The sequence below is a fragment of the Nocardia yunnanensis genome, from assembly GCF_003626895.1.
In the GTDB taxonomy this organism is placed as follows: Bacteria; Actinomycetota; Actinomycetes; order Mycobacteriales; family Mycobacteriaceae; genus Nocardia; species Nocardia yunnanensis.
This window is the reverse complement of sequence record NZ_CP032568.1, coordinates 812234-831823: the sequence shown is the minus strand read 5'-3', so window position 1 is coordinate 831823 and position 19590 is coordinate 812234. Positions and strand designations below refer to the sequence as shown.

The following is a 19590-nucleotide window of genomic DNA, read 5'->3' as shown; positions in this document are numbered from 1 at the left end:
ACGGCGGACAACGAGGTTCGTCCACCGGGTCCGTTCCGACCGCTGTACTCTGTTCCCCCTGCAGGAAAGCACGCAGTACACCGTTCGCAACATCGATCCTGCTGATGGTTTGGACTTTCGATCCGTTCCCTCGAACACAGAAGCTTGCGACCAGGAACCAGTGAACCATGTCCACGGTCAATTCAACAGCCGAGTTACCCACAATTTGCAAAAAAGTTGATCTTGCGAATGCGCAGGTGAGGGGCATAATGCCCAAATCCGTACTTGAAGTTGGTTTGCTTCCGGATAACAGAGCGAGCATCTGGCAAACCAGGTGTGAGACAGGCCGCTACTCGGTAGTGAAATGGCAGGTAGAGCAGCGGGCGCACACACCTTTCGCACCCGTTGGGCGTGTCGCGGTGACGCTTCGATGAATGATGAAGATCAGTTGCGATGGACCGGAGACAACAGCGACATCAGCTACGGGAGATCGTTGCTGAATCGTGTCCTAAATGGACCGGTGTCCGGTGACCCCCGCCTCACCCACGTCACCGAGCTGCCGGCGCGGGCGGCGCAGATCACGAAATGGCCCGAATGGACATCTCCCGATGTCATCGCCGCAGTTCAGGCGGTCGGCGTCGCGGAGCCGTGGAGCCACCAGCGGGAGGCCGCGGACCTGGCCGCGGCGGGACGGCACGTCGTGCTGTCGACCGGGACGGCGTCTGGGAAATCGCTGGCGTATCAACTGCCCGTCCTGACCACGCTGCAGGCCGATCCACGGGCCACGGCCCTGTATCTCGCGCCGACCAAGGCGCTCGGGGCCGACCAATTGCGCATGGTCAACGAGCTGACCAGCGAAGATCCGCTTCGAAACGTGCATCCCGCACCCTACGACGGGGACACCCCGGCGGAGATCCGGCAATGGGTGCGCGCACACGCGCGATGGGTGTTCACCAATCCCGACATGCTGCACGTCGGCATGCTGCGCTCGCATCAGCGCTGGGCGCGGCTGCTGCGGCAGTTGAAGTACGTCGTGGTCGACGAATGTCATATCTACCGTGGGGTTTTCGGGTCGCACGTGGCGCTGGTGCTGCGGCGGCTGCGGCGACTCGCCGCGCGGTACGGGGCGGATCCGGTGTTCGTGCTGTGCTCGGCGACTACCGCCGAACCGGCCGCCACCGCCGAGAAGCTGATCGGCGCACCGTGTGTCGCGGTCACCGAGGACGGGTCGCCGCAGGGGTCGAGGACCGTCGCGCTGTGGGAGCCGCCGCCGCTGGTCGGTGCGGGCGTGACCGGGGAAAACGGTGCGGCGCTGCGGCGTTCGGCCGGGGCGGAGGCCGCCACGGTGATGGCGGATCTGGTCGTCGAGGGCGCGCGGACGCTGACCTTCGTGCGCTCGCGGCGCGGCGCCGAACTGGTCGCGATGGACACGCGCCGCCTGCTGGCGGACGTGGACGCCCAGCTCCCAGCGCGTGTCGCGGCCTATCGGGCCGGCTATCTGGCCGAAGACCGGCGGGCGCTCGAGACCGCGCTGTCGGAGGGCGCGCTGTTGGGTGCGGCCACCACCAACGCCCTGGAACTGGGCGTGGACATCGCCGGGCTGGATGCCGTCGTGGTGGCGGGATATCCGGGGACGGTGGCCTCGTTCTGGCAGCAGGCCGGGCGGGCCGGGCGGCGTACCCAGGGTTCGTTGGTGCTGCTCATCGCCCGTGACGACCCGCTCGACACCTACCTGGTGCATCACCCGGAGGCGCTGCTCGGGCGACCGCTGGAGGCCACGATCACCGACCCGCACAATCCGTACGTGCTCGGGCCGCACCTGCTCTGCGCGGCCTTGGAACAGCCGCTCACCGATGCCGAGGTGCACGGCTTCCAAGCCTGGGAGCTGTTGTCCGACCTGGCCGAACAGGGGTTGATCCGGCGGCGGGCCGGGGTGGCCCGGGACGGGACCGCACGCTGGTTCGCGACCGCCGACGCGCATCCGCACGACGCCGTGGACGTGCGCGGCGGCATCGGGGCCGCGATCGCGGTGGTGGACGGCGAATCGGGCCGCATGCTCGGTACCACCGATGCCGGGCGCGCGCCGGCCACCCTGCATCCGGGGGCGGTGCACCTGCATCAGGGCGAGAGCTACGTGGTCGACGAGCTGGACCTGGAAGAGGGCGTGGCGCTGGTGCACGCCGAGACGCCGGGCTGGAGCACCAGCGCGCGGGCGGTGACCTCGCTGGAGATCGAGGCGGTCACCGAGGAGCGCCGATACGGTTCGGTCACAACGGCTTTGGCGCAGGTGCTGGTGACCCGGCAGGTGGTCGGCTACCTGCGCAGACTGCCCAGCGGTGAGGTCCTGGACCTGATCTCGCTGGACCTGCCCGCCCAGACGCTGCCCACCCGGGCGGTGTTCTACACGGTCACACCGGGTCTGCTGGCCCGGGCCGGCATCGACGCCCGGCATGCCGCCGGCGCCTTGCACGCGGCCGAGCACGCCGCCATCGGCATGCTGCCGCTGGTGGCGACCTGCGATCGATGGGACATCGGCGGTGTATCCACGGCCGAACACCCGGATACCGGGCTGCCCACCGTGTTCGTCTACGACGGGCATCCGGGCGGTGCGGGCTTCGCCGAACGGGGTTTCTCCCGGTTGCGGCACTGGTTGACGGCCACGCTGGGCGCGATCGAGTCGTGTGTGTGCGGGAGCGGGTGCCCGTCCTGCGTGCAATCACCCCAGTGCGGCAACGGCAACAACCCGCTGGACAAGGCCGGTGCGGCCCGCCTGCTGCGGGCGATACTGACCGAGCTCCACGAAGGTGACGGTCGTCACATCGATTCGTGACACGCCCGTCTCCGGCGCGAGACCGGAGCGCCATCCGACCAACTGGTCGGCGTTGTCAGCTGGCAGGTATCGGGGCACCCGGGGGTGTCGCCGACACACAGGTAGCGAAGATGATTAAAAAGGGATGTGATCCTGTTAACTGGAGGGTTGCTCCGTTCGATAATGTCGCTCCCGGATTTACCTGTGCATTCATTCCAATGAGTCTCGCGCAACGAATCGGAAAGTGATCGAACCCAAACAATTCGCCGAACTCATTCATCGAATTTCGACATTGATCGGGTAGGGGTGTGGCCCGCGCCATCGTATTTCTAACCAACCGCTCGGTACGAGTCAATGCGAGCACCAGCCGCCGCTTCCATCGGACCCGCGCGGGCGCTCGCGCGCACGGCACGCACGCCCAGCGGTCCCAGCGAGACCCGGCCCTCGACGGTCACCGTCACGTCCCAGCCCTCCACCGCGCAGCCGGTCTGCCGGGCACCCTGGCGATCGGCGATCTCCGCGCCGCGACGGCAGGCCGCGTCGACGCCGCCGTCCAGGGCGCCGGCCGCCGCCAGCGCACCCAGATCGGCCGCGGCCTGGATCCGATGCCGGGCGGCCACGGCCACGCCCACCTGGGCGATCAGGACTCCCACCGCGAGTATCCCGAGCAGGGCCATACACGCCGTGACCGTCGCGGCACCCGCATCGCCGTCCACCCGGCTCGACCGCCACGGGCTCATCGGCCCTCCTCCCCCGGCTCGCGGGCGGCCACCGCCGCCGCGTGCAGGGTGATCGGTAGCAGGGTGGCGCGAGCGCTGGCCTCGGCGACGACCAGATCACCCTCGGTGTGAACCTCCACACGGACGCCCGGCGGCCCGACCCGGCGGGCGGTGGCCATACTTGCGCCGGTATCACCCCGGGCAGCCAGGCGGGCGGCCTCGCGGGCGGCGTCGACACAGCGCACCTGCGCCGACACCGCCAGCAGCGCACCCACCGCCAGCACCAGCACCGCGACCAGCGCGGCCAGCGCAATGGCCGCCTCGACGGTCGCCATGCCCGCCTCGGCATCGGGACGTGGTGTGGCATACGTCACTTGACGGGAGTCTTCAGGGCCTTGTCGATGATCTTCGTCAGGGCGTTCACAATGCTGTCCCCGGTCACGACGGTGTAGAGCACCGCCCCGAAGGCCGCGGCCGCTATGGTCCCGATCGCGTATTCCGCGGTGCTCATTCCCTCCTCGGCGGTCAGGGCGTGCAGCAGCCGAGTCCGCAGCTCCCAGCACAGGTTTCGGGCAGTCGTTCGCACGGGCACTCCTTCTCTCGCTCCGGCGCGGCGATTCCGCGTCGGCACAGTCGGGATTGGTCACAGCAGGCCGCCTTCCAGTACCCGACCGGCCAGTCCGATCACTACCGGAACGATTCCCAGGCACAGGAAGGCGGGGAGGAAGCACAGCCCCAGCGGGCCGCCGATGAGCACCCCGGCGCGTTCGGCGCGCGCGGCGGCAGCATCCTCGAGCTCGCCGCGACGGCGCTGGGCCAATTCGGCCACAGCAGTGGCCAATCCCGTGCCGGAGCGGGCCGAGCGGCGGGCCATGCGGGCCAGCGCTGTCACCGCGTCGTCGGTGAATCCGGCGGCGGCCTGCGCCCAGGCCGCGGCGGGATCGGCGCCGAGCGCCAGCAGGTCGGCCGCCCTCCGCAGCACGGTCGCCAGCGGTTCTGGACTCTCGGCCGCGACCGCGGCGGCCGCGATGGCCGCGGGCAGACCGGAGCGCAGGCAGGCCGCGAGCAGATCGAGGGCCGTGACGACACCGAGTGGGTCCGACGCCGACCGTGAATACGGTTGTGGCGCCGACATATCGGGTGCGGGCGAGCGGAGCAGTCGGAGGCGATGGGCGGACGCGGCACGGCCCGGCAGCATCAGCAGCGCCATGGCCGCCAGCGCCGCGGCGAGTGCGGGTGTCATCGCAGCACCTTTCCGGTGATGGCATCGGCCCACAGCAGGCCGGCGCAGGTGAGCGCGCATCCCAGTGGCAGCAGGACGGTGCCCATCGGGGATACGAACAGCACGCGGAGCGGGTCGGCGCCCATCGCCTGCCCGAGGCCGATGCCGAGCAGCGGCAGCAGGGCCAGCACCACGGCGGTCGCCCGCGCGCCGGCCAGCGCGGCGCGGGTCCGGTCCCGGAAGTGCTTGCGGCCCAGCAGATCCAGTCGCGCAGCGGCAAGGGGCTCGGCCAGAGCGAGACCGTGCCGCTCCGCGACCCGCCACGCGCCGGCCACCCGTGAAAGCTCCTCGGCCACCACGGTTCCGGGGCGCCGCAGACCGTCGGCACCCGACCCACCCAGCCGGCTGCGCGCCGCGCTCACGGTGAACGCACGGGCCACCTCACCGGTGGTCTCCTCGGCAGCCACCGCGGCGGCCGCACTGGGGTGAGCGCCGATCCGCAATTCGCCGATCACCGCTTCCAGTCCTTCCAGCAGCTGGGCGGTTTCGGCGGCCAGCAGGCGATCCCGGCTCGCACGGCGGCGACGCAGAATGACCGTGGCCGTCACCAGTGCCGCCGCTACCAGCACACCAGGACCGGTGACCAGCGCGAACGGAACTGCTACCAGCGGCGCGGCTCGAAACATCGATACGGGAAACGCTTTTCGTGGCATCCGAGGCTGTTCGAACAATGCGGCCGAGCGGCGGCGAGCCGCTGGTGGGGGAAGCGTGAGCAGTGCGAGCGCACAGCAGATCAGCACCGAGACGGCCGGGGTGAGAGGTGGCACCATCAGCATCCCCCACAGCGCGGAGTACTCGAATCCGACTCGGTACCAGTCGAATCGGTGATTTCACGGCAGCGGCAGTTCGTCCGCCACCCCAACCGCAGGCCGGTAAATCGCGAGCTCCGAACGTTGAATGGGCTGCAGCACAGCGGGTTAGCGTTGCGTCCGGACGGCTTGCCCTGAAGATCGGCATCCTCGTCACGCGAGGCGGTCATCGGAGGTCCTTTCGTCGAGGAGTCGGGCGAGGGCCGGGCCGGCCGGGGCCGGGCGGGCATCGGCGGACCAGGCGGGGGTGATGTGGACGCGGCCGTCGCGGGCGGTCACCAGACCGATCTCACGCAGGGTGCGGCGGCCGTCGGGGTGACGGTGGACGTGGAGGATCACCTGGATGGCGGCGGCGAGCTGGCTGTGCAGGGCGGCGGCGGGCATGCCGCCGAGCGCGGCGAGCGCTTCCAGGCGGGCGGGCACCTCACCCGGTGAATTCGCGTGCACGGTGCCCGCGCCGCCGTCGTGCCCGGTGTTCAGGGCGGTGAGCAGGTCCACCACCTCGGCGCCTCGCACCTCGCCCACGACGATGCGATCCGGCCGCATGCGCAGGGCCTGCCGCACCAGATCGCGCACGGTGACCTGGCCTGCCCCTTCGACATTGGCGGGGCGGGCGACCAAACGGACCACATGGGGATGCGGGGGCGCGAGTTCGGCGGCGTCCTCCACGCAGACGATGCGTTCGGCCGGATCCACTGTGGCGAGCAAGCTCGCCAGCAGGGTGGTTTTGCCCGCTCCGGTTCCGCCGACCACCAGGAAGGCAAGGCGGGCGCGGATGATGCGTTCCAGCAGGGCTTTGGCGTCCGGCGGCACCGCACCGGCGGCGGCCAACGCGTCCAGTCCTTGAGTGGCGGGCCGGAGTACCCGCAGCGAGAGGCAGGTGCCGCCGTGTGCGATCGGCGCGAGCACCGCGTGCAGGCGCACACCGAACGAATTGCCCAGCGCGGCTTCGGTTCCCGCCAGCCTGCCGTCCACCCACGGCTGCGCGTCGTCGAGCCGGCGGCCGGCCGCGAGGGCCAGCCGCTGGGCCAGTCGGCGCACCGCCGCCTCGTCCGGAAATCGCACCGACGTCCGACGCAGCCCGCGACCGCAATCCACCCAGACCGAATCCGGTGCGGTGACCAGTACGTCGGACACCTCCGGATCGTGCAGCAGCGGCTCGAGCAATCCCGCGCCGGTCATCTCGGTCTGCAGCAATCGCAAGGCGCGCAACAGATCCGTATCCGCCAGCACCCCGCCCGCCTCGGCCCGAATGGCCGCGGCCACCAAGGCCGGATCCGGATCGGCCGCACCTTCCGCCAGCCGCTCCCGCACGCGCTCGAGCAACGCGGCCGACACCAGCTCACTCATCCCGAACCTCCGCCCCGAGCACGAACCACCGGCACCGCCCATGAGATACGAACCGGCAGTAGGTAACCCGCCCCGCCGAACCCCCAACTCGTCCCGCCGACCCACGCCCAGGCCATACCCCGACCCGAACCATCGGCGCCCGCCAGTCGTTCATCCACCCCCGCTTGGCACTCGTCCGCCGAAGCTTCACGCTGCTCGGCCCGCACCCCGCGCTGATCGACTCCCGGCGTGCGCGTACCGACCCACGGCTGTCGCGCACCGACTCACGGCCGGCGGTGATCGACCCACGGCTGGCGCCCACCGACCCTCGGCCGGCAGTGATCGACCCACGGCTGGCGCCCACCGCCCCACGGCCGGCAGTGATCGACCCACGGCTGGCGCCCACCGACCCTCGACCGACAGTGATCGCCGCTCGGTTCGCGCTGATCGGGCACCGGCGTGTGCTGATCGGGATGCGTCCTGCGTTGATCGGTCTGCGGACCGTGCTCACTCGTACCTGCCGGACGCTCATCGGTGCGCTCCCGCGGGGATCGGGCGAGGCATGGTGCACGCGGAATCGCGGTGGCGGGCGGCGCGCCACCAGGAGGGGGACGGGCGGCGGGGAGGGTGGGGCGGCGAGATCACCGCGTCGGAAAACAATGCGGTGAGGGCTGTTTCGGCGGCGAGGCGGAGGGGGCCGCGGCGGCGGACGCTGATGCCGCCGCGTTCCAGTCGTTCGGTCAGGCCGGGCTGGGAGGGCACGGCGGTGAGCAGGGGCAGGGTCAGGGCGGCGGCGATCTCCGTCGGAGAGAGGCCGCCGGGGGCGGGGCCGCGAACCAGAAGGCGTACGTTCGGGTTTCGGGTGCGCAGGTAGGCCGCCGCGGATTTCGCCGCCGCGATCGACCGCAGGCGGGCCTGGGCCACCAGCACCACCAGGTCGGCGCTGTCGAGGACCTGTTCGGTGTGCGGGCCGTGATCGCTGGAAAGGTCCGCGATCACCAGATCGCCGGCGGCACGCCCACCCTCGATGACGGCTCGCAATGCCGCCGGTGCGAGCACCTCGGCCGCACCGTACGGGTCCATGAAGCCGGTTGTCGCGGTCCCATGATCGACCAGGCAGGACGAGGGACGTTCCAACCCCGAGGGGCGCTCCAATCCCCTTGCAAGCGTTTGCCTTCGGGCCTGCGCAGCCGCCGGTTCTCCGGTGTTGCCCGAGTCGCAGCTCTGCGCAGCGTCGTCCACCTCGGCCGGACGAGGGCCGATCGCGCACGCGGAAGCACCTCTGCCGCAGGACAGTACGGCCAGGCCCGACGCGGAGGGCAGGGCGGCGTGCAAGGCCGCGGCCGAGACACGGCCGTGTTCGATGGTCAGGTCGGGCCAGCGCAGGCCCGGGGTCGATTCGAGACCGAGCAGCAGGTCCAGCCCACCGCCGTAGGGTGCGCAGTCCACCAGCAGGGTGCGATCGCGAAAACGGCCGGCGGCCGTCAGGGCTACGGCCGTGGCCAATACCGAGGCTCCCGCCCCGGCGCCCGCGCCCGCCACCGCCAAGACCGCGCCATCGCCGGGACGGCGGCCGTCGTGTGCCGCGAATGCCGCGATCAAGCTGTCGGCGCCGGCGGGCAGCGGTACGACCTGTTCCGCGCCTACGGCCGTGGCGGCTTGCCAGTCGGGCAAACTCGGCTCGCCGTCGGTCACCAACAGGACTCCGGTGCGGCGTGGATGGTCGGCGCTCACACAGCTCTGGGCGGCCGCGGTGTCGAGCACGATGACGGACGCGGCGGTCCAGGCGTGGCGGCCCGGCGGCGGCACGCGTTCGTCCAGCGGGCGGTCGGCCGCGGCGGCGATGCGGCGAATCTCGGCGCGCAGACGGGGATCGGCGACCAGCGACAGGGCCGGCGGTGCGGCGGCATCGGAGTTCATGCAGGTCAGCGTCGCCCGATCGGCGCAAGCGCGAAAGACACCGCCACGGCGAGTGTGGATAACACGCGGCCTGTGGACAACTCGGGGTGCGGGTGAGACAGCGAACCTGTCTGGAAATAGAGGACGGCCCCAGCCGGGGGGGGAGGAGGCTGGGGCCGTCGGGTTCAGCCCCGGGGGGTCGGGCTGAACGCGCCTGGACCATGTCCAGGTAATTGCGATACTACACCCAAGCCCCGGCCGGATTGCAAGTCCGCTCGGCGAGTCTTTTTCCCGCCCCGACGGCCCGGCTTCCGGCTGGCTAACCCGGACGAATCCCATGCCCGAAGTGGCGATCGACACAGCCCGTTCCGAGCCCGCATGAAAAGGGCAGGTAGGCCGCGAGACCCGCGCGCCACGCCGAAGATTCCCCCGACTCGCCGCCGAACCATATCCTGGAGCACGTGACAGCCGAACGCGGACGAGTCGCCGCCTTCTTCGATCTCGACAAGACGGTGATCGCCAGGTCGAGCGCCTTCGTGTTCAGCAAGCCGTTCCTGGACCAGGGCCTGCTCAGCAGGCGTGCGGTGCTCGAGAGCAGCTACGCGCACTTCCTGTTCCTGCTCTCCGGCGCCGATCACGACCAGATGGAACGCATGCGCGAACATCTCACCAAGATGTGCGCGGGCTGGGATGTGGACCAGGTGCGCTCGATCGTCGCCGAGACCCTGCACGATGTCGTGGATCCGCTCATCTACGCCGAAGCGGCGGATCTCATTGCGGACCACCGCATTCGGGGCCACGACGTGGTCATCGTCTCCGCCTCCGGTGAGGAGGTGGTGGCACCGATCGCCGCGGCCCTGGGCGCCGACCACTTCGCCGCTACCCGGATGGTCATCGAAAACGGCAAGTACGCGGGCGAAGTCGAATTCTACTGCTACGGCAAGGGCAAGGTCGAAGCGATCGAAAAGCTTGCGGCCCAATACGATTACGATCTATCGCAGTGCTACGCGTACTCCGACTCCAGCACCGATCTGCCCATGCTAGAAGTGGTCGGGCATCCGACGGCGGTAAACCCGGACCGGGCGCTGCGCCGCGAGGCCGCCACGCGCGGCTGGCCCGTGCTCACCTTCTCGAACCCGGTGTCGCTGTGGGCCCGGATCCCCGCCCCGACCACCACGACCGTGGCGGCGACGGCCGCGGTGGGCTTGAGCGCCCTGGCGGCCGGGGCGCTCACCTATCGGCTGCTCCGTCGGCGGCGGTGACGAGACCGTCCACAAGTTGCGCACGGACACTCCGAGCGAATCGGGATCGCCCGGACGCAAAAACACCCGGACACGCCGGGTATTTCGAATGTTTCCCCAGGTCTTGATGTGACGGCGGTCACGGGGTAACAATGGAGGCACGGAAGGACGGAAGGCCAAGATCGGATCGGAAGAGAAGGTCCGACCTCCCATCCCACCCTTCCCAGCACGGACACCAGGCACCCACGCGGAGCACGCCGCGACAAGGGCACGAGTAGTTGTGGGCCTGCGTTATCCGGGATATCGACGGCGAGGGCCTCGCATCCATGCGGGGATGAACCACCGGATCCTGGAGAGCTCGCCGAGGCCGAAGAAACACAACCCGAGAAGCACGCTTGGTAACCGGGTAGTCCGTGCTAGCGGGCGGTGAGGTCGCAAAACGCGACAACGCCGCCCGCTCTGATGTGTAGTAGGCCCAACTCTCGGGACTCTCAGGGGCTTCGCCCCCGAACCCCCAGAGGCATTCTGTGTGGGCTCCGCCCCCACACCCCCGGGCCCACCGGCAGGACGCAGTCCCCCACCCCTGGTAGCACTCGTGGGGACGCACGCCCCCGCAGCCCGGGCCCACTCGCGGCTACGATCGCCCGGCAGCCCGGGCCCACTCGCGGGGACGATCGCCCGGCAGCCCGGGCCCACTCGTGGGGACGATCGCCCGGCAGCCCGGGCACATTCGTGGGACGCTCGCCCGAGCCCGGGCCCACCCGCACGGGTCTACATCGCGCCCCCACATTTGGCTTCTGCACCGGTTCGCAGCCGCAGGGTGGGGCGGTCAGGTCGGTCCGCGTCAGGGGCTCTTAGTCATCCGCCTGGATCAGTCGGGTTGACGGGGGCGTTCGGCTCTTGCCGAGGCCGCTGGGGTGGTCGCCGAGGTCGGGCGGGTTGGTTAGGTGGCGGAGTCGGCGATTGAACGGGCTTCTCGGGCACCGTCTTCCAGGGCGGTGCAGGTGTGGAGGATCCAGGTGGCTACGCCGTCGGGGGTGCCCATGCCGAAGGCGGCGGCGGCTTCGAGGTAGGGGTGGCGGCGGCGGAGCCAGAAGACTTCGGGGACGCCGAGGCTGTGGGGGTCCAGGCCGGTGGATACGGCTACCAGGCGGGAGGCGGCGCGGGCGACGAGGCCGTCGGCGGTGCCGAAGGGGCGCAGGGTGAGGAGTTCGCCGTGGACGACGGCGGCGATGATGGGAGCGGGAGCCTTTGTGGTGGTGATGGTTTGGACCAGGAGGTCGAGGCGTTCGGCTACGCCGGGGACGTTGCGGGGGCGGCCGAGTTGCTGTTCGTCGTCGACCAGGTCGGCGGCGGCCAGCAGGTGCAGGCGGGCGAGGGCTTGCAGCGGGGCGCGCTGCCAGATGGCGACGAGGTTGGTGAGGGCTTCCGCGTCCAGGGCCTGGCCGACGCGCAGGGCCCCGGCGAGGATGGGGTCCTCGACGCGGCCGTCGGCGGGGAGGTCGATGGTGCCGCCCTCGATGGCCGCGGACGAACGGGCCGCGCGCACGGCCGCTTCGGCGGCGGTGGTGGGCCAGCCGCGGCGGTTGGCCCGGTGGCGGTGCACCTCGGCGAGGGCGTCACGGGCCTGGTCGGCGGCTTCGCGCACGCCGGGCAGATCGACGAGGGGCTGCAGCGGGTCGGTCACGAAATACGAGGCTAGCGGCCGACCGGACGGTGTGATCAGCCGCCCAGCCGGGCCGTTCGCCACGAGCGCATCGAAACCCGCCGCCCCGAAGGCCGCGGGTCAACCGGCTAGGAGGTCGCGGCCGGGGATGGCTTCCAGGAGGCGGCGGGTGTAGTCGGATTGGGGGGTGTCGAAGACTGCTGTGGTCGAGGAGGCTTCCACTACCTTGCCCTGTTGCATGACCAGGACGTCGTCGGCGATTTGGCGGACTACCGCCAGGTCGTGGGTGATGAAGAGGTAGGTGAGCCCGAGTTCGGCTTGGAGTTCGTTGAGCAGCTGCAGGATTTGGGCTTGGACGAGGACGTCGAGGGCGGAGACCGCCTCGTCGCAGACCACGACCTCCGGGGAGAGAGCCAGGGCGCGCGCGATGGCGACGCGCTGACGCTGACCGCCGGACAGTTCGTTGGGATAGCGCCGCATGACCGAGGCGGGCAGCGAGACCTTGTCGAGCAGATCGCGCACGGTGGCTTCACGTTCGGCCGACGTGCCGATCGAGTGGGTGCGCAGCGGCTCCTCGATGGTGCGGTAGATGGAGTACATGGGATCGAGGGAGCCGTATGGGTCCTGGAAGATCGGCTGCACTCGTCGCCGGAAGGCGAAGGCCGCCTTGGCTTTCAGCGTCGCCACCTCACGACCGTCGAAGGTGACCCGACCGGAGGTAGGCGGCAGCAGGCCCAGAACCATCTGTGCCACAGTCGATTTCCCCGACCCCGACTCGCCCACGATGGCCGTGGTGGTCCCTCTGCGCAGCGTGAACGAAACATTGTCGGCCGCAACCAGTTCCGTGGACTTCCACGGCGCGTTCCCGCGAATGCGGAAGACCTTCGTGAGCTTGTCGGCGACCAGCACCTCGTCGGGGACGCTGGAGAATTCGGAGTCGGTCTCGGCCAGCTGCCCCGCGACCTGGACGGCCTGCTCCCGCACTTCGGCCCGTTTGCGCACCGACGACAGCCGCTGCGAGGCCAGCGAGGGCGCCGAGTTCACCAGCCGCTTGGTGTACAGGTGCTGCGGTTCCCGCAGAATCTGCAGTGCCGGACCGGATTCCACGACGCGTCCGCGGTACATCACCACCAGATGCTCGGCCCGTTCGGCGGCCAGCCCCAGATCGTGGGTGATGAGCAGGACCGCGGTCCCGAGTTCGCCGGTGAGCGTATCGAGGTGGTCGAGGATCTGCCGTTGCACGGTGACGTCGAGCGCCGAGGTGGGTTCGTCGGCGATGAGCAGTTTCGGCCGGCACGAGAGCCCGATGGCGATGAGCGCGCGCTGCCGCATGCCGCCGGAGAACTCGTGCGGGTACTGGTTGATGCGCCGTTGGGCGTCGGGCATGCCGGCTTCGGCGAGCAGTTCGACCGCCCGCTGCTTGGCGGCATGACCCTTGGCGATGCCGTTGGCCGCCAGGGTTTCCCGGATCTGGAAGCCGACCTTCCACACCGGGTTCAGGTTCGACATCGGATCCTGCGGCACGAATCCGATACCGCGCCCGCGCACCGCCACGATCTCCTTGGCGGAGGCTCGCGTCAGATCCTTGCCGTCGAATTCGATGGCGCCGGAGGTGACTTGGCCGGTGCCGGGCAGCAGGTCGATGATGGCGTGCGCGGTCGTCGACTTGCCGGACCCGGATTCGCCCACGATGGCGACGGTCTGGCCAGGATACACCGTCAGGTTCACCCCGCGCACGGCCGGCACCTGTTTGCCCTCGGCGGTGAAACACACGTTCAGATCGCGGACTTGCAGCAGTGGTTCGGTCATGACGTCACCTCTTCCGGGCCTTGGGGTCCAACGCGTCTCGCACCGCGTCGCCGAGCATGATGAAGCTGAGCACGGTGAGCGCCAGCGCCGTCGCGGGATAGAACAGGATCGCCGAGGTCCGGATCTCCTTCTGGTCGGCCGCGATATCCGAGCCCCACGACACGATCTGCCGCGACAGCCCGACCCCGAGGTAGGACAGCGTCGCCTCGGTGACGATGAACACGCCCAGCGAGATGGTGCTGACCACGATCAGCGGCCCGGTCGAGTTGGGCAGCACGTGGCGGATCAGGGTCCGGAATCGGGAGACCCCCAAGGCTTTCGCCGCCGTCACGTACTCACTGTTGCGGGATTGGATCACCGCCCCGCGCGCGATGCGGGCGGCCTGCGGCCAGCTGAACGACGCCAGCGTCACCATGACCGTCCACACGGTGCGGGTGTGCAGCAGCTGCATGAGCACGATGGCGGCCAGGGTGAGCGGCAGCGCGTAGAAGATCTCCGCGATCCGCGAGATCACCGCGTCCAGCAGGCCGCCGTAGTATCCGGCGAGCGCGCCGAGCGTGCCGCCGATCAGCACGAAAAGCAGGGTCGCGCCGAGCCCGGTCTCCACCGAGGCCCGCGCCCCGTAGACGGTCCTGGCGTAGATGTCGCAGCCCTGCTTGTCGAAGCCGAACGGATGCCCGCTCGATGGTTTGTGCATGCTGAAATCGCCGCTGCAGAAGCGCGGATCCTGACCGGTGAACAGCGACGGCCAGAGGGCGACGAGCACGATGAACAGGATCAGCAGCGCCGCGATCAGGAAGATCGGATTGCGCCGCAGCTGCTGCCAGGCCTCGCGCCAGACGCTGGACGGGGCCGCGGTCTCGGTGACCCGGTCGGTGGCCAGCACCTCCACTTCGTCTGGCGGAGCCACGAAATGCTCTTGCCCGCTTCGTATTTCATGGGCCACGGGCTCAGGCATAGCGGATCCTCGGATCGAGTGCGGCATACAGCAGGTCCACGATCAGGTTGGTCAGCAACAGGATCACGATGAGCACGGTCACGAAGGCCACCACCGTGGGCGGTTCGCCGCGGGTGATGGCCTGGTAGAGCGTGCCGCCGACGCCCGGGATGTTGAAGATGCCCTCGGTGACGACCGCCCCGCCCATCAGGAATCCCAGATCGGTGCCGACGAAGGTGACCACCGGGATCAGCGAGTTGCGCAGAATGTGCACCACGATGACCCGCGGCCGGCCCAGCCCCTTGGCGGTGGCGGTGCGCACGTAGTCCGCGGACACGTTCTCCGCCACCGCGTTTCGCGTCAGCCGCAGCACATAGGCGAACGACAGCGAGCCCAGGACGAACGCCGGCACCAGCAGATCACCGAAGCTCGCCTTGGCGCCGACGGTCACCGGCGCGAGCCCCCATTTGATGCCGAGCAGGTATTGCGCCAGGAACCCGACCACGAAGATCGGCACCGCGATGATGATCAGGCTCAGCACCAGCATGGTGGAGTCGAAGAGTTTGCCCTTGCGCAGCCCGGCGACCAATCCGAACGCCACCCCGAAGAAGAACTCGATGCAGACCGCCATGAGGGCCAGCCGGAAGGTGATCGGGAAGGCGCGGACCAGTTCGTCGCGGACCGGCCGGCCGGAGAACGAGGTGCCGAAATCGAGGGTGACGATGCCTTTGATGAAGTCCAGGTATTGGACGATGAACGGTTGATCCAGGTGGAACTGCGCGCGGATGGACGCCTCGAGCGCCGGGCTCATGCCCTTCTCACCGCCGAGCGCCTGGATGGGGTCGCCGGGAATCAGGAAGACCATCGCGTAGATCAACAGCGTGGCTCCGAAGAAGACCGGGATCATCTGGAGCAGCCGTCGCACGACATACCAAGCCATGTTTCACTCCAATGAGCGGCGGGGGCCGCGGCAGATCCGCACGCGACCCCCGGTGCGGCGGTTTACTTTTCGATGTTCTCGAAGTCGAACAGACCCGACCAGGTGATCTCGGCCTTCTTCACCTTGTCCGAGCGCCCGCCCGCCACGTTGTAGTCGAAGACCGGGATGTCGGCCATGTCCTTGAACAGCACGGTCTGCGCCTGGGCGGCGATGTCGTAGGCCTGCTCGGGCGTGGCGGCTGCCTCGGCCTGATGCAGCAGCCGGTCGTATTCCGGGTTGGAGTACAGCGTGTTGTTGCTGCCGGATCCGGTCAGGAACAGCTGGGTCAGGTATTCGAAGATGGAGGGGTAGTCACCCTGCCAGCCGTAGCGGAACGCCTTGCCGATGGTCTTGTCGGTGATCACGTCGCGCAGGTTCTTGAACGTCGGATACGGCGCGCCGACCGCCTCGATGCCGAGCGTGTTCTTGACGCTGTTGGCCACCGCTTCGATCCAGGCCTGATGGCCGCCGTCGGCGTTGTAGGCGATCTCGTAGGTCCCCGACCACGGCGAGATCGTATTCGCCTGCGCCCACAGCTTCTTCGCCTCGTCCGGGTTGAATTTCAGCGCGTCGGAACCGGGCAGGTTGGGCCGGAAGCCGGGCAGCGTGAACGCCGTGAAGTCCTGGCAGGGCACCCGGGTGCCGTGGAAGATGTTCTGCGCGATCTGTTCCCGGTTGATGGCCATCGAGATCGCCTTGCGCCGCAGGACGCCTTCCTCACCCGAGAAATGCGGCACGTTCGACTGGATGCCGATGTGCTGGCTGTAGGCGATGGGCTTGTGGATGGCGCGGTCGCCGAGGTCCTTCTCGTAGGTGGTCAGGGCGGTGTCGGGGATGATGTCGAGGGCATCGAGGTTGCCCTGCAACAGATCCGCGTAGGCGGTGTCGTAGCTCTGGTACATGACGAACCGCAGGCCCTTGTTCTTGGCCGGGCGGCCGCCGTGATAGTCCGGGTTGGGCAGCACCTCGATCTTGACGTTGTGCTCCCACGTCGAGAACTTGTAGGGCCCGTTGCCGATCGGGTTGTTGCCGAAGCCCTTGGGGTCCTTGAAGAAGGCGTCGGGCATCGGGTAGAAGGGCGCGTAGCCGAGCTCGAGTTCGAAGTCGATCGACGGCTCTTTGAGGTCGACGGTGAAGGTGTGATCGTCGAGCACCTTCAGGCCCGACATGGTCTGCGCCTTGGGCGGATTCGACTGCACGTCGTCATAGCCGGCGATCTCGGTGAAGGCGGAGTTCTGCAGCTGGCCGTTGGTGACGAGCGCCCCGTAGTTCCAGGCGTCGACGAAGGACTTGGCGGTCACCGGGGTGCCGTCGGTGAATTTCCAGTCCTTCAGGGTGACCTTGTAGTGCTGCCGGTCGGTGGTGTCGATGGACTGCGCGACCTCGTTGCGGGCGGTGCCGTTGGCGTCGTAGTACTTCAGCCCGGCCCACAGCCGGTCGACCACGCGCCCGCCCATGTTCTCGTTGACGTCGGTGGGCACCAGAGGTCGTTGCGGCTCACCGCCGTTCACGAGCACGAGGTCGGTGTTGTCGCCACCGCTCGAGGAACAACCTGCGACCGTCAGTCCGGCGGCCAGGATTCCGGCCGCGATCACCGCGGTAATCGTCTTGATTCTCAACGCTTCTCTCCCGCTTCCAGGAAGTGCGAAGGACGAGAGGCGACAACCGCCGGGTTCGCCAGTGGTTATGACCATTCGCCTTGGGTGAATCGGACATTAACCATCGGGACGCGTGTTGTCAGGGGATCGAAACGGGATTGTTCGGCTTGTTAGCAAACAAGCAACATTCACGGTTCGTTCATAGTCACTCTGCCAACTTGGGTCGCGACCATCCACCGATCGAGACTGCCGAACGCGGCGCAGGTCAGATGTCGGTTAGGGTCGAACGTGGCCGGCGTCACCCCGCGCGGCCTGTACGCGAGAGAAGAAGAGACGAGATGACCACGGATTCCTCTGCCGAGCACCTGGACGCGTACCCGCCCAGCGCAGAGTTCGCGGCGGCCGCCAACGGCGACGCCTCTCTCTACGATCGGGCCGGCGCGGACCGGGAGGGCTTCTGGGCCGAACAGGCCCGGCGGCTGCACTGGCATCAGCCCTTCACCCAGGTGCTGGACTGGACCGACGCGCCCTTCGCCAAGTGGTTCGCCGACGGCAAGCTCAATGTCGCCTACAACTGCGTGGACCGGCACGTGCTCGACGGGCACGGCGATCAGGTCGCCATCCACTGGGAGGGTGAACCCGGCGACTCGCGCGACCTCACCTACAGCGATCTGCTGGCCGAGGTGTCGCGGGCGGCCAACTACCTGACCGGACTGGGGCTGGTCGCGGGCGATCGCGTCGCCATCTACATGCCGATGGTGCCCGAGGCGATCGTGGCCATGCTGGCCAGCGCCCGCCTGGGACTGACGCATTCGGTGGTGTTCGCGGGCTTCTCCCCCAGCGCGCTGCGCCAGCGCGTCGACGACGCCGCGGCCAAGCTGGTCATCACCACCGACGGCCAGTGGCGGCGCGGCAAGCCGGCCCCGCTCAAGACCGCCGTGGACGAGGCGCTGGCCGAAGGCGATTCGACCGTCGAGCATGTGCTCGTGGTCCGCCGCACCGGCCTCGACACCCCGATGGTGGAGGGCCGCGACCTGTGGTGGGACGAGACCGTCGCGCTGGCCTTCCCCGAACACGAGGCGCAGGCCTTCGACGCCGAGCATCCTCTGTTCATCCTGTACACCTCCGGCACCACCGGGAAGCCCAAGGGCATCCTGCACACCTCCGGCGGCTACCTGACCCAGGCCGCGTACACCCACCACTACGTCTTCGACCACAAGCCGGGTCGCGACGTGTACTGGTGCACCGCCGACATCGGCTGGGTGACCGGGCACAGCTACATCGTGTACGGGCCGCTGGCCAACCGGGTCACCGAGGTCGTGTACGAGGGCACCCCGAACTTCCCCGACGAGCACCGGCACTGGCAGATCATCGAAAAGTACGGTGTCAGCATCTATTACACGGCGCCGACGCTGGTGCGCACGTTCATGAAGTGGGGTCGGGAGATTCCGCAGGCGCACGACCTGTCGAGCCTGCGGCTGCTGGGCTCGGTCGGCGAGCCGATCAACCCGGAGGCGTGGCGCTGGTACCGGGATGTGGTGGGCGGCAACAAGACTCCCATCGTGGACACCTGGTGGCAGACCGAGACGGGCGCGATCATGATCTCGCCGCTGCCGGGCGTCACGCACGCCAAACCGGGCGCGGCCATGACCCCGCTGCCGGGCATCTCGGCGAAAGTCGTGGACGAGGAGGGCAATCCGGTCGAGCTGGGCGAGACCGAGGCCAACGGGTACCTGGTGCTCGATCACCCCTGGCCGTCCATGCTGCGCGGCATCTGGGGCGACAACGAGCGCTACCGCGAGACCTACTGGGCGCGCTACGCCGAGAAGGGCTGGTACTTCGCGGGCGACGGGGCCAAGCTCGACAAGGACGGGGACCTGTGGGTGCTCGGCCGCGTCGACGACGTCATGAACGTGTCGGGCCACCGCATCTCGACCGCCGAGGTGGAGTCGGCGCTGGTCGGCCACACCGGGGTCGCCGAGGCCGCGGTCGTGGGCGCGTCCGACGACACCACCGGCCAGGGCATCGTGGCGTTCGTGATCCTGACCGCCGAGGCCAAGAACACCGGTGACGATCTGGTCGCCGAACTCAAGGCGGAGGTGTCGCGCGAGATCAGCCCGATCGCCCGCCCCCGCGAGATCCACGTGGTGCCGGAGCTGCCCAAGACCCGCTCGGGCAAGATCATGCGCCGCCTGCTGCGCGATGTGGCCGAGGGCCGCGAACTCGGCGACACCTCAACCCTGGTGGACCCCAACGTCTTCGAGGCCATCCGCGCCGGAAACGCGTAAGCCGCTTCCGTTTCGAACGGAGCAACGAACGGTTCGCAGCCCCGTGACCAGAAGGTCACGGGGCTGCGGGCGTGTAAGGACGGATCCGTGCGCAGACGGTCCGACGGTGAGTCGCCGGACGCGGCGAGCGTTCGGGCCCCGGCACGCTCGCCTCGGAGGGATGGCCCCGCGCGGGTGACGGTTCTCGGCCATCGGAGAACCGCTGTCGGGGGCAGGAAATCAGGCGGTGGGACCGCGCGGGACGGT

At 69.0% G+C, this 19590-nt stretch carries 15 protein-coding genes; 3 read left to right on the top strand and 12 right to left on the bottom strand.

Annotated elements, in window-relative coordinates; all coding sequences use genetic code 11:
• Positions 1 to 409 precede the first annotated feature (409 nt).
• On the top strand, positions 410 to 2809 hold the full coding sequence (locus tag D7D52_RS03900; protein WP_120735095.1) for a DEAD/DEAH box helicase: 2400 nt from the start codon (positions 410 to 412) through the stop codon (positions 2807 to 2809).
• Positions 2810 to 3117: 308 nt separating this feature from the next.
• On the opposite strand, the gene D7D52_RS03895 is transcribed toward D7D52_RS03900, so the two are convergent.
• The 7 genes from D7D52_RS03895 to ssd form a co-directional block, all read right to left on the bottom strand.
• Positions 3118 to 3528 carry an Rv3654c family TadE-like protein gene (locus tag D7D52_RS03895; RefSeq protein WP_120735094.1) on the bottom strand — a complete coding sequence of 137 codons (411 nt, stop codon included), beginning with the start codon at positions 3526 to 3528 and terminating at the stop codon, positions 3118 to 3120.
• Positions 3525 to 3842, bottom strand: a complete 318-nt coding sequence (locus tag D7D52_RS03890; protein ID WP_120735093.1) for a TadE family type IV pilus minor pilin — start codon at positions 3840 to 3842, stop codon at positions 3525 to 3527. The genes D7D52_RS03895 and D7D52_RS03890 overlap by 4 nt, the downstream gene beginning before the upstream one ends.
• Before the next feature lie 35 nt (positions 3843 to 3877).
• Positions 3878 to 4072 (bottom strand): DUF4244 domain-containing protein, encoded by a 195-nt coding sequence (locus D7D52_RS03885; RefSeq protein ID WP_425464655.1) that lies wholly within the window; start codon positions 4070 to 4072, stop codon positions 3878 to 3880.
• A 78-nt stretch (positions 4073 to 4150) separates the two neighbouring features.
• The gene (locus tag D7D52_RS03880) at positions 4151 to 4750 is read right to left on the bottom strand and encodes a type II secretion system F family protein (protein WP_120735092.1); all 600 of its coding nucleotides are present in this window, start codon (positions 4748 to 4750) and stop codon (positions 4151 to 4153) included.
• Positions 4747 to 5559 carry a type II secretion system F family protein gene (locus tag D7D52_RS03875; RefSeq protein WP_120743771.1) on the bottom strand — a complete coding sequence of 271 codons (813 nt, stop codon included), beginning with the start codon at positions 5557 to 5559 and terminating at the stop codon, positions 4747 to 4749. The genes D7D52_RS03880 and D7D52_RS03875 overlap by 4 nt, the downstream gene beginning before the upstream one ends.
• A gap of 192 nt (positions 5560 to 5751) precedes the next feature.
• Entirely contained in the window at positions 5752 to 6948 is a 1197-nt protein-coding gene (locus D7D52_RS03870; RefSeq protein WP_120735091.1) for a TadA family conjugal transfer-associated ATPase, read from the bottom strand.
• A gap of 507 nt (positions 6949 to 7455) precedes the next feature.
• Entirely contained in the window at positions 7456 to 8847 is a 1392-nt protein-coding gene (gene ssd, locus D7D52_RS03865) for a septum site-determining protein Ssd (RefSeq protein ID WP_120735090.1), read from the bottom strand.
• A gap of 431 nt (positions 8848 to 9278) precedes the next feature.
• On the opposite strand from ssd, the gene D7D52_RS03860 reads away from it, so the two are divergent.
• On the top strand, positions 9279 to 10088 hold the full coding sequence (locus D7D52_RS03860; RefSeq protein WP_425464654.1) for an HAD family hydrolase: 810 nt from the start codon (positions 9279 to 9281) through the stop codon (positions 10086 to 10088).
• Positions 10089 to 11010: 922 nt separating this feature from the next.
• Here the strand turns inward: D7D52_RS03860 and D7D52_RS03855 are convergent.
• The 5 genes from D7D52_RS03855 to D7D52_RS03835 all read right to left on the bottom strand — a co-directional run bounded on the left by D7D52_RS03855 (position 11011) and on the right by D7D52_RS03835 (position 17077).
• On the bottom strand, positions 11011 to 11754 hold the full coding sequence (locus D7D52_RS03855) for a Fic family protein (protein WP_120743770.1): 744 nt from the start codon (positions 11752 to 11754) through the stop codon (positions 11011 to 11013).
• A gap of 99 nt (positions 11755 to 11853) precedes the next feature.
• Positions 11854 to 13542: a dipeptide ABC transporter ATP-binding protein gene (locus tag D7D52_RS03850; protein ID WP_120735088.1), complete on the bottom strand. Its 1689-nt coding sequence runs from the start codon at positions 13540 to 13542 to the stop codon at positions 11854 to 11856.
• A gap of 4 nt (positions 13543 to 13546) precedes the next feature.
• The gene (locus tag D7D52_RS03845) at positions 13547 to 14500 is read right to left on the bottom strand and encodes an ABC transporter permease (RefSeq protein WP_120735087.1); all 954 of its coding nucleotides are present in this window, start codon (positions 14498 to 14500) and stop codon (positions 13547 to 13549) included.
• Complete coding sequence (locus D7D52_RS03840; protein WP_120735086.1) at positions 14493 to 15419, bottom strand: ABC transporter permease; 927 nt, start codon at positions 15417 to 15419, stop codon at positions 14493 to 14495. Before D7D52_RS03840 ends, D7D52_RS03845 begins: the two co-directional genes overlap by 8 nt.
• 62 nt (positions 15420 to 15481) lie before the next feature.
• Positions 15482 to 17077: a peptide ABC transporter substrate-binding protein gene (locus D7D52_RS03835; RefSeq protein WP_425464607.1), complete on the bottom strand. Its 1596-nt coding sequence runs from the start codon at positions 17075 to 17077 to the stop codon at positions 15482 to 15484.
• A 317-nt stretch (positions 17078 to 17394) separates the two neighbouring features.
• Between D7D52_RS03835 and acs the strand changes: the two genes are divergently transcribed.
• A complete protein-coding gene (acs, locus tag D7D52_RS03830) occupies positions 17395 to 19344 on the top strand; it encodes an acetate--CoA ligase (RefSeq protein WP_120735084.1) in 1950 nt (649 codons plus the stop codon).
• Positions 19345 to 19590 lie beyond the last annotated feature (246 nt).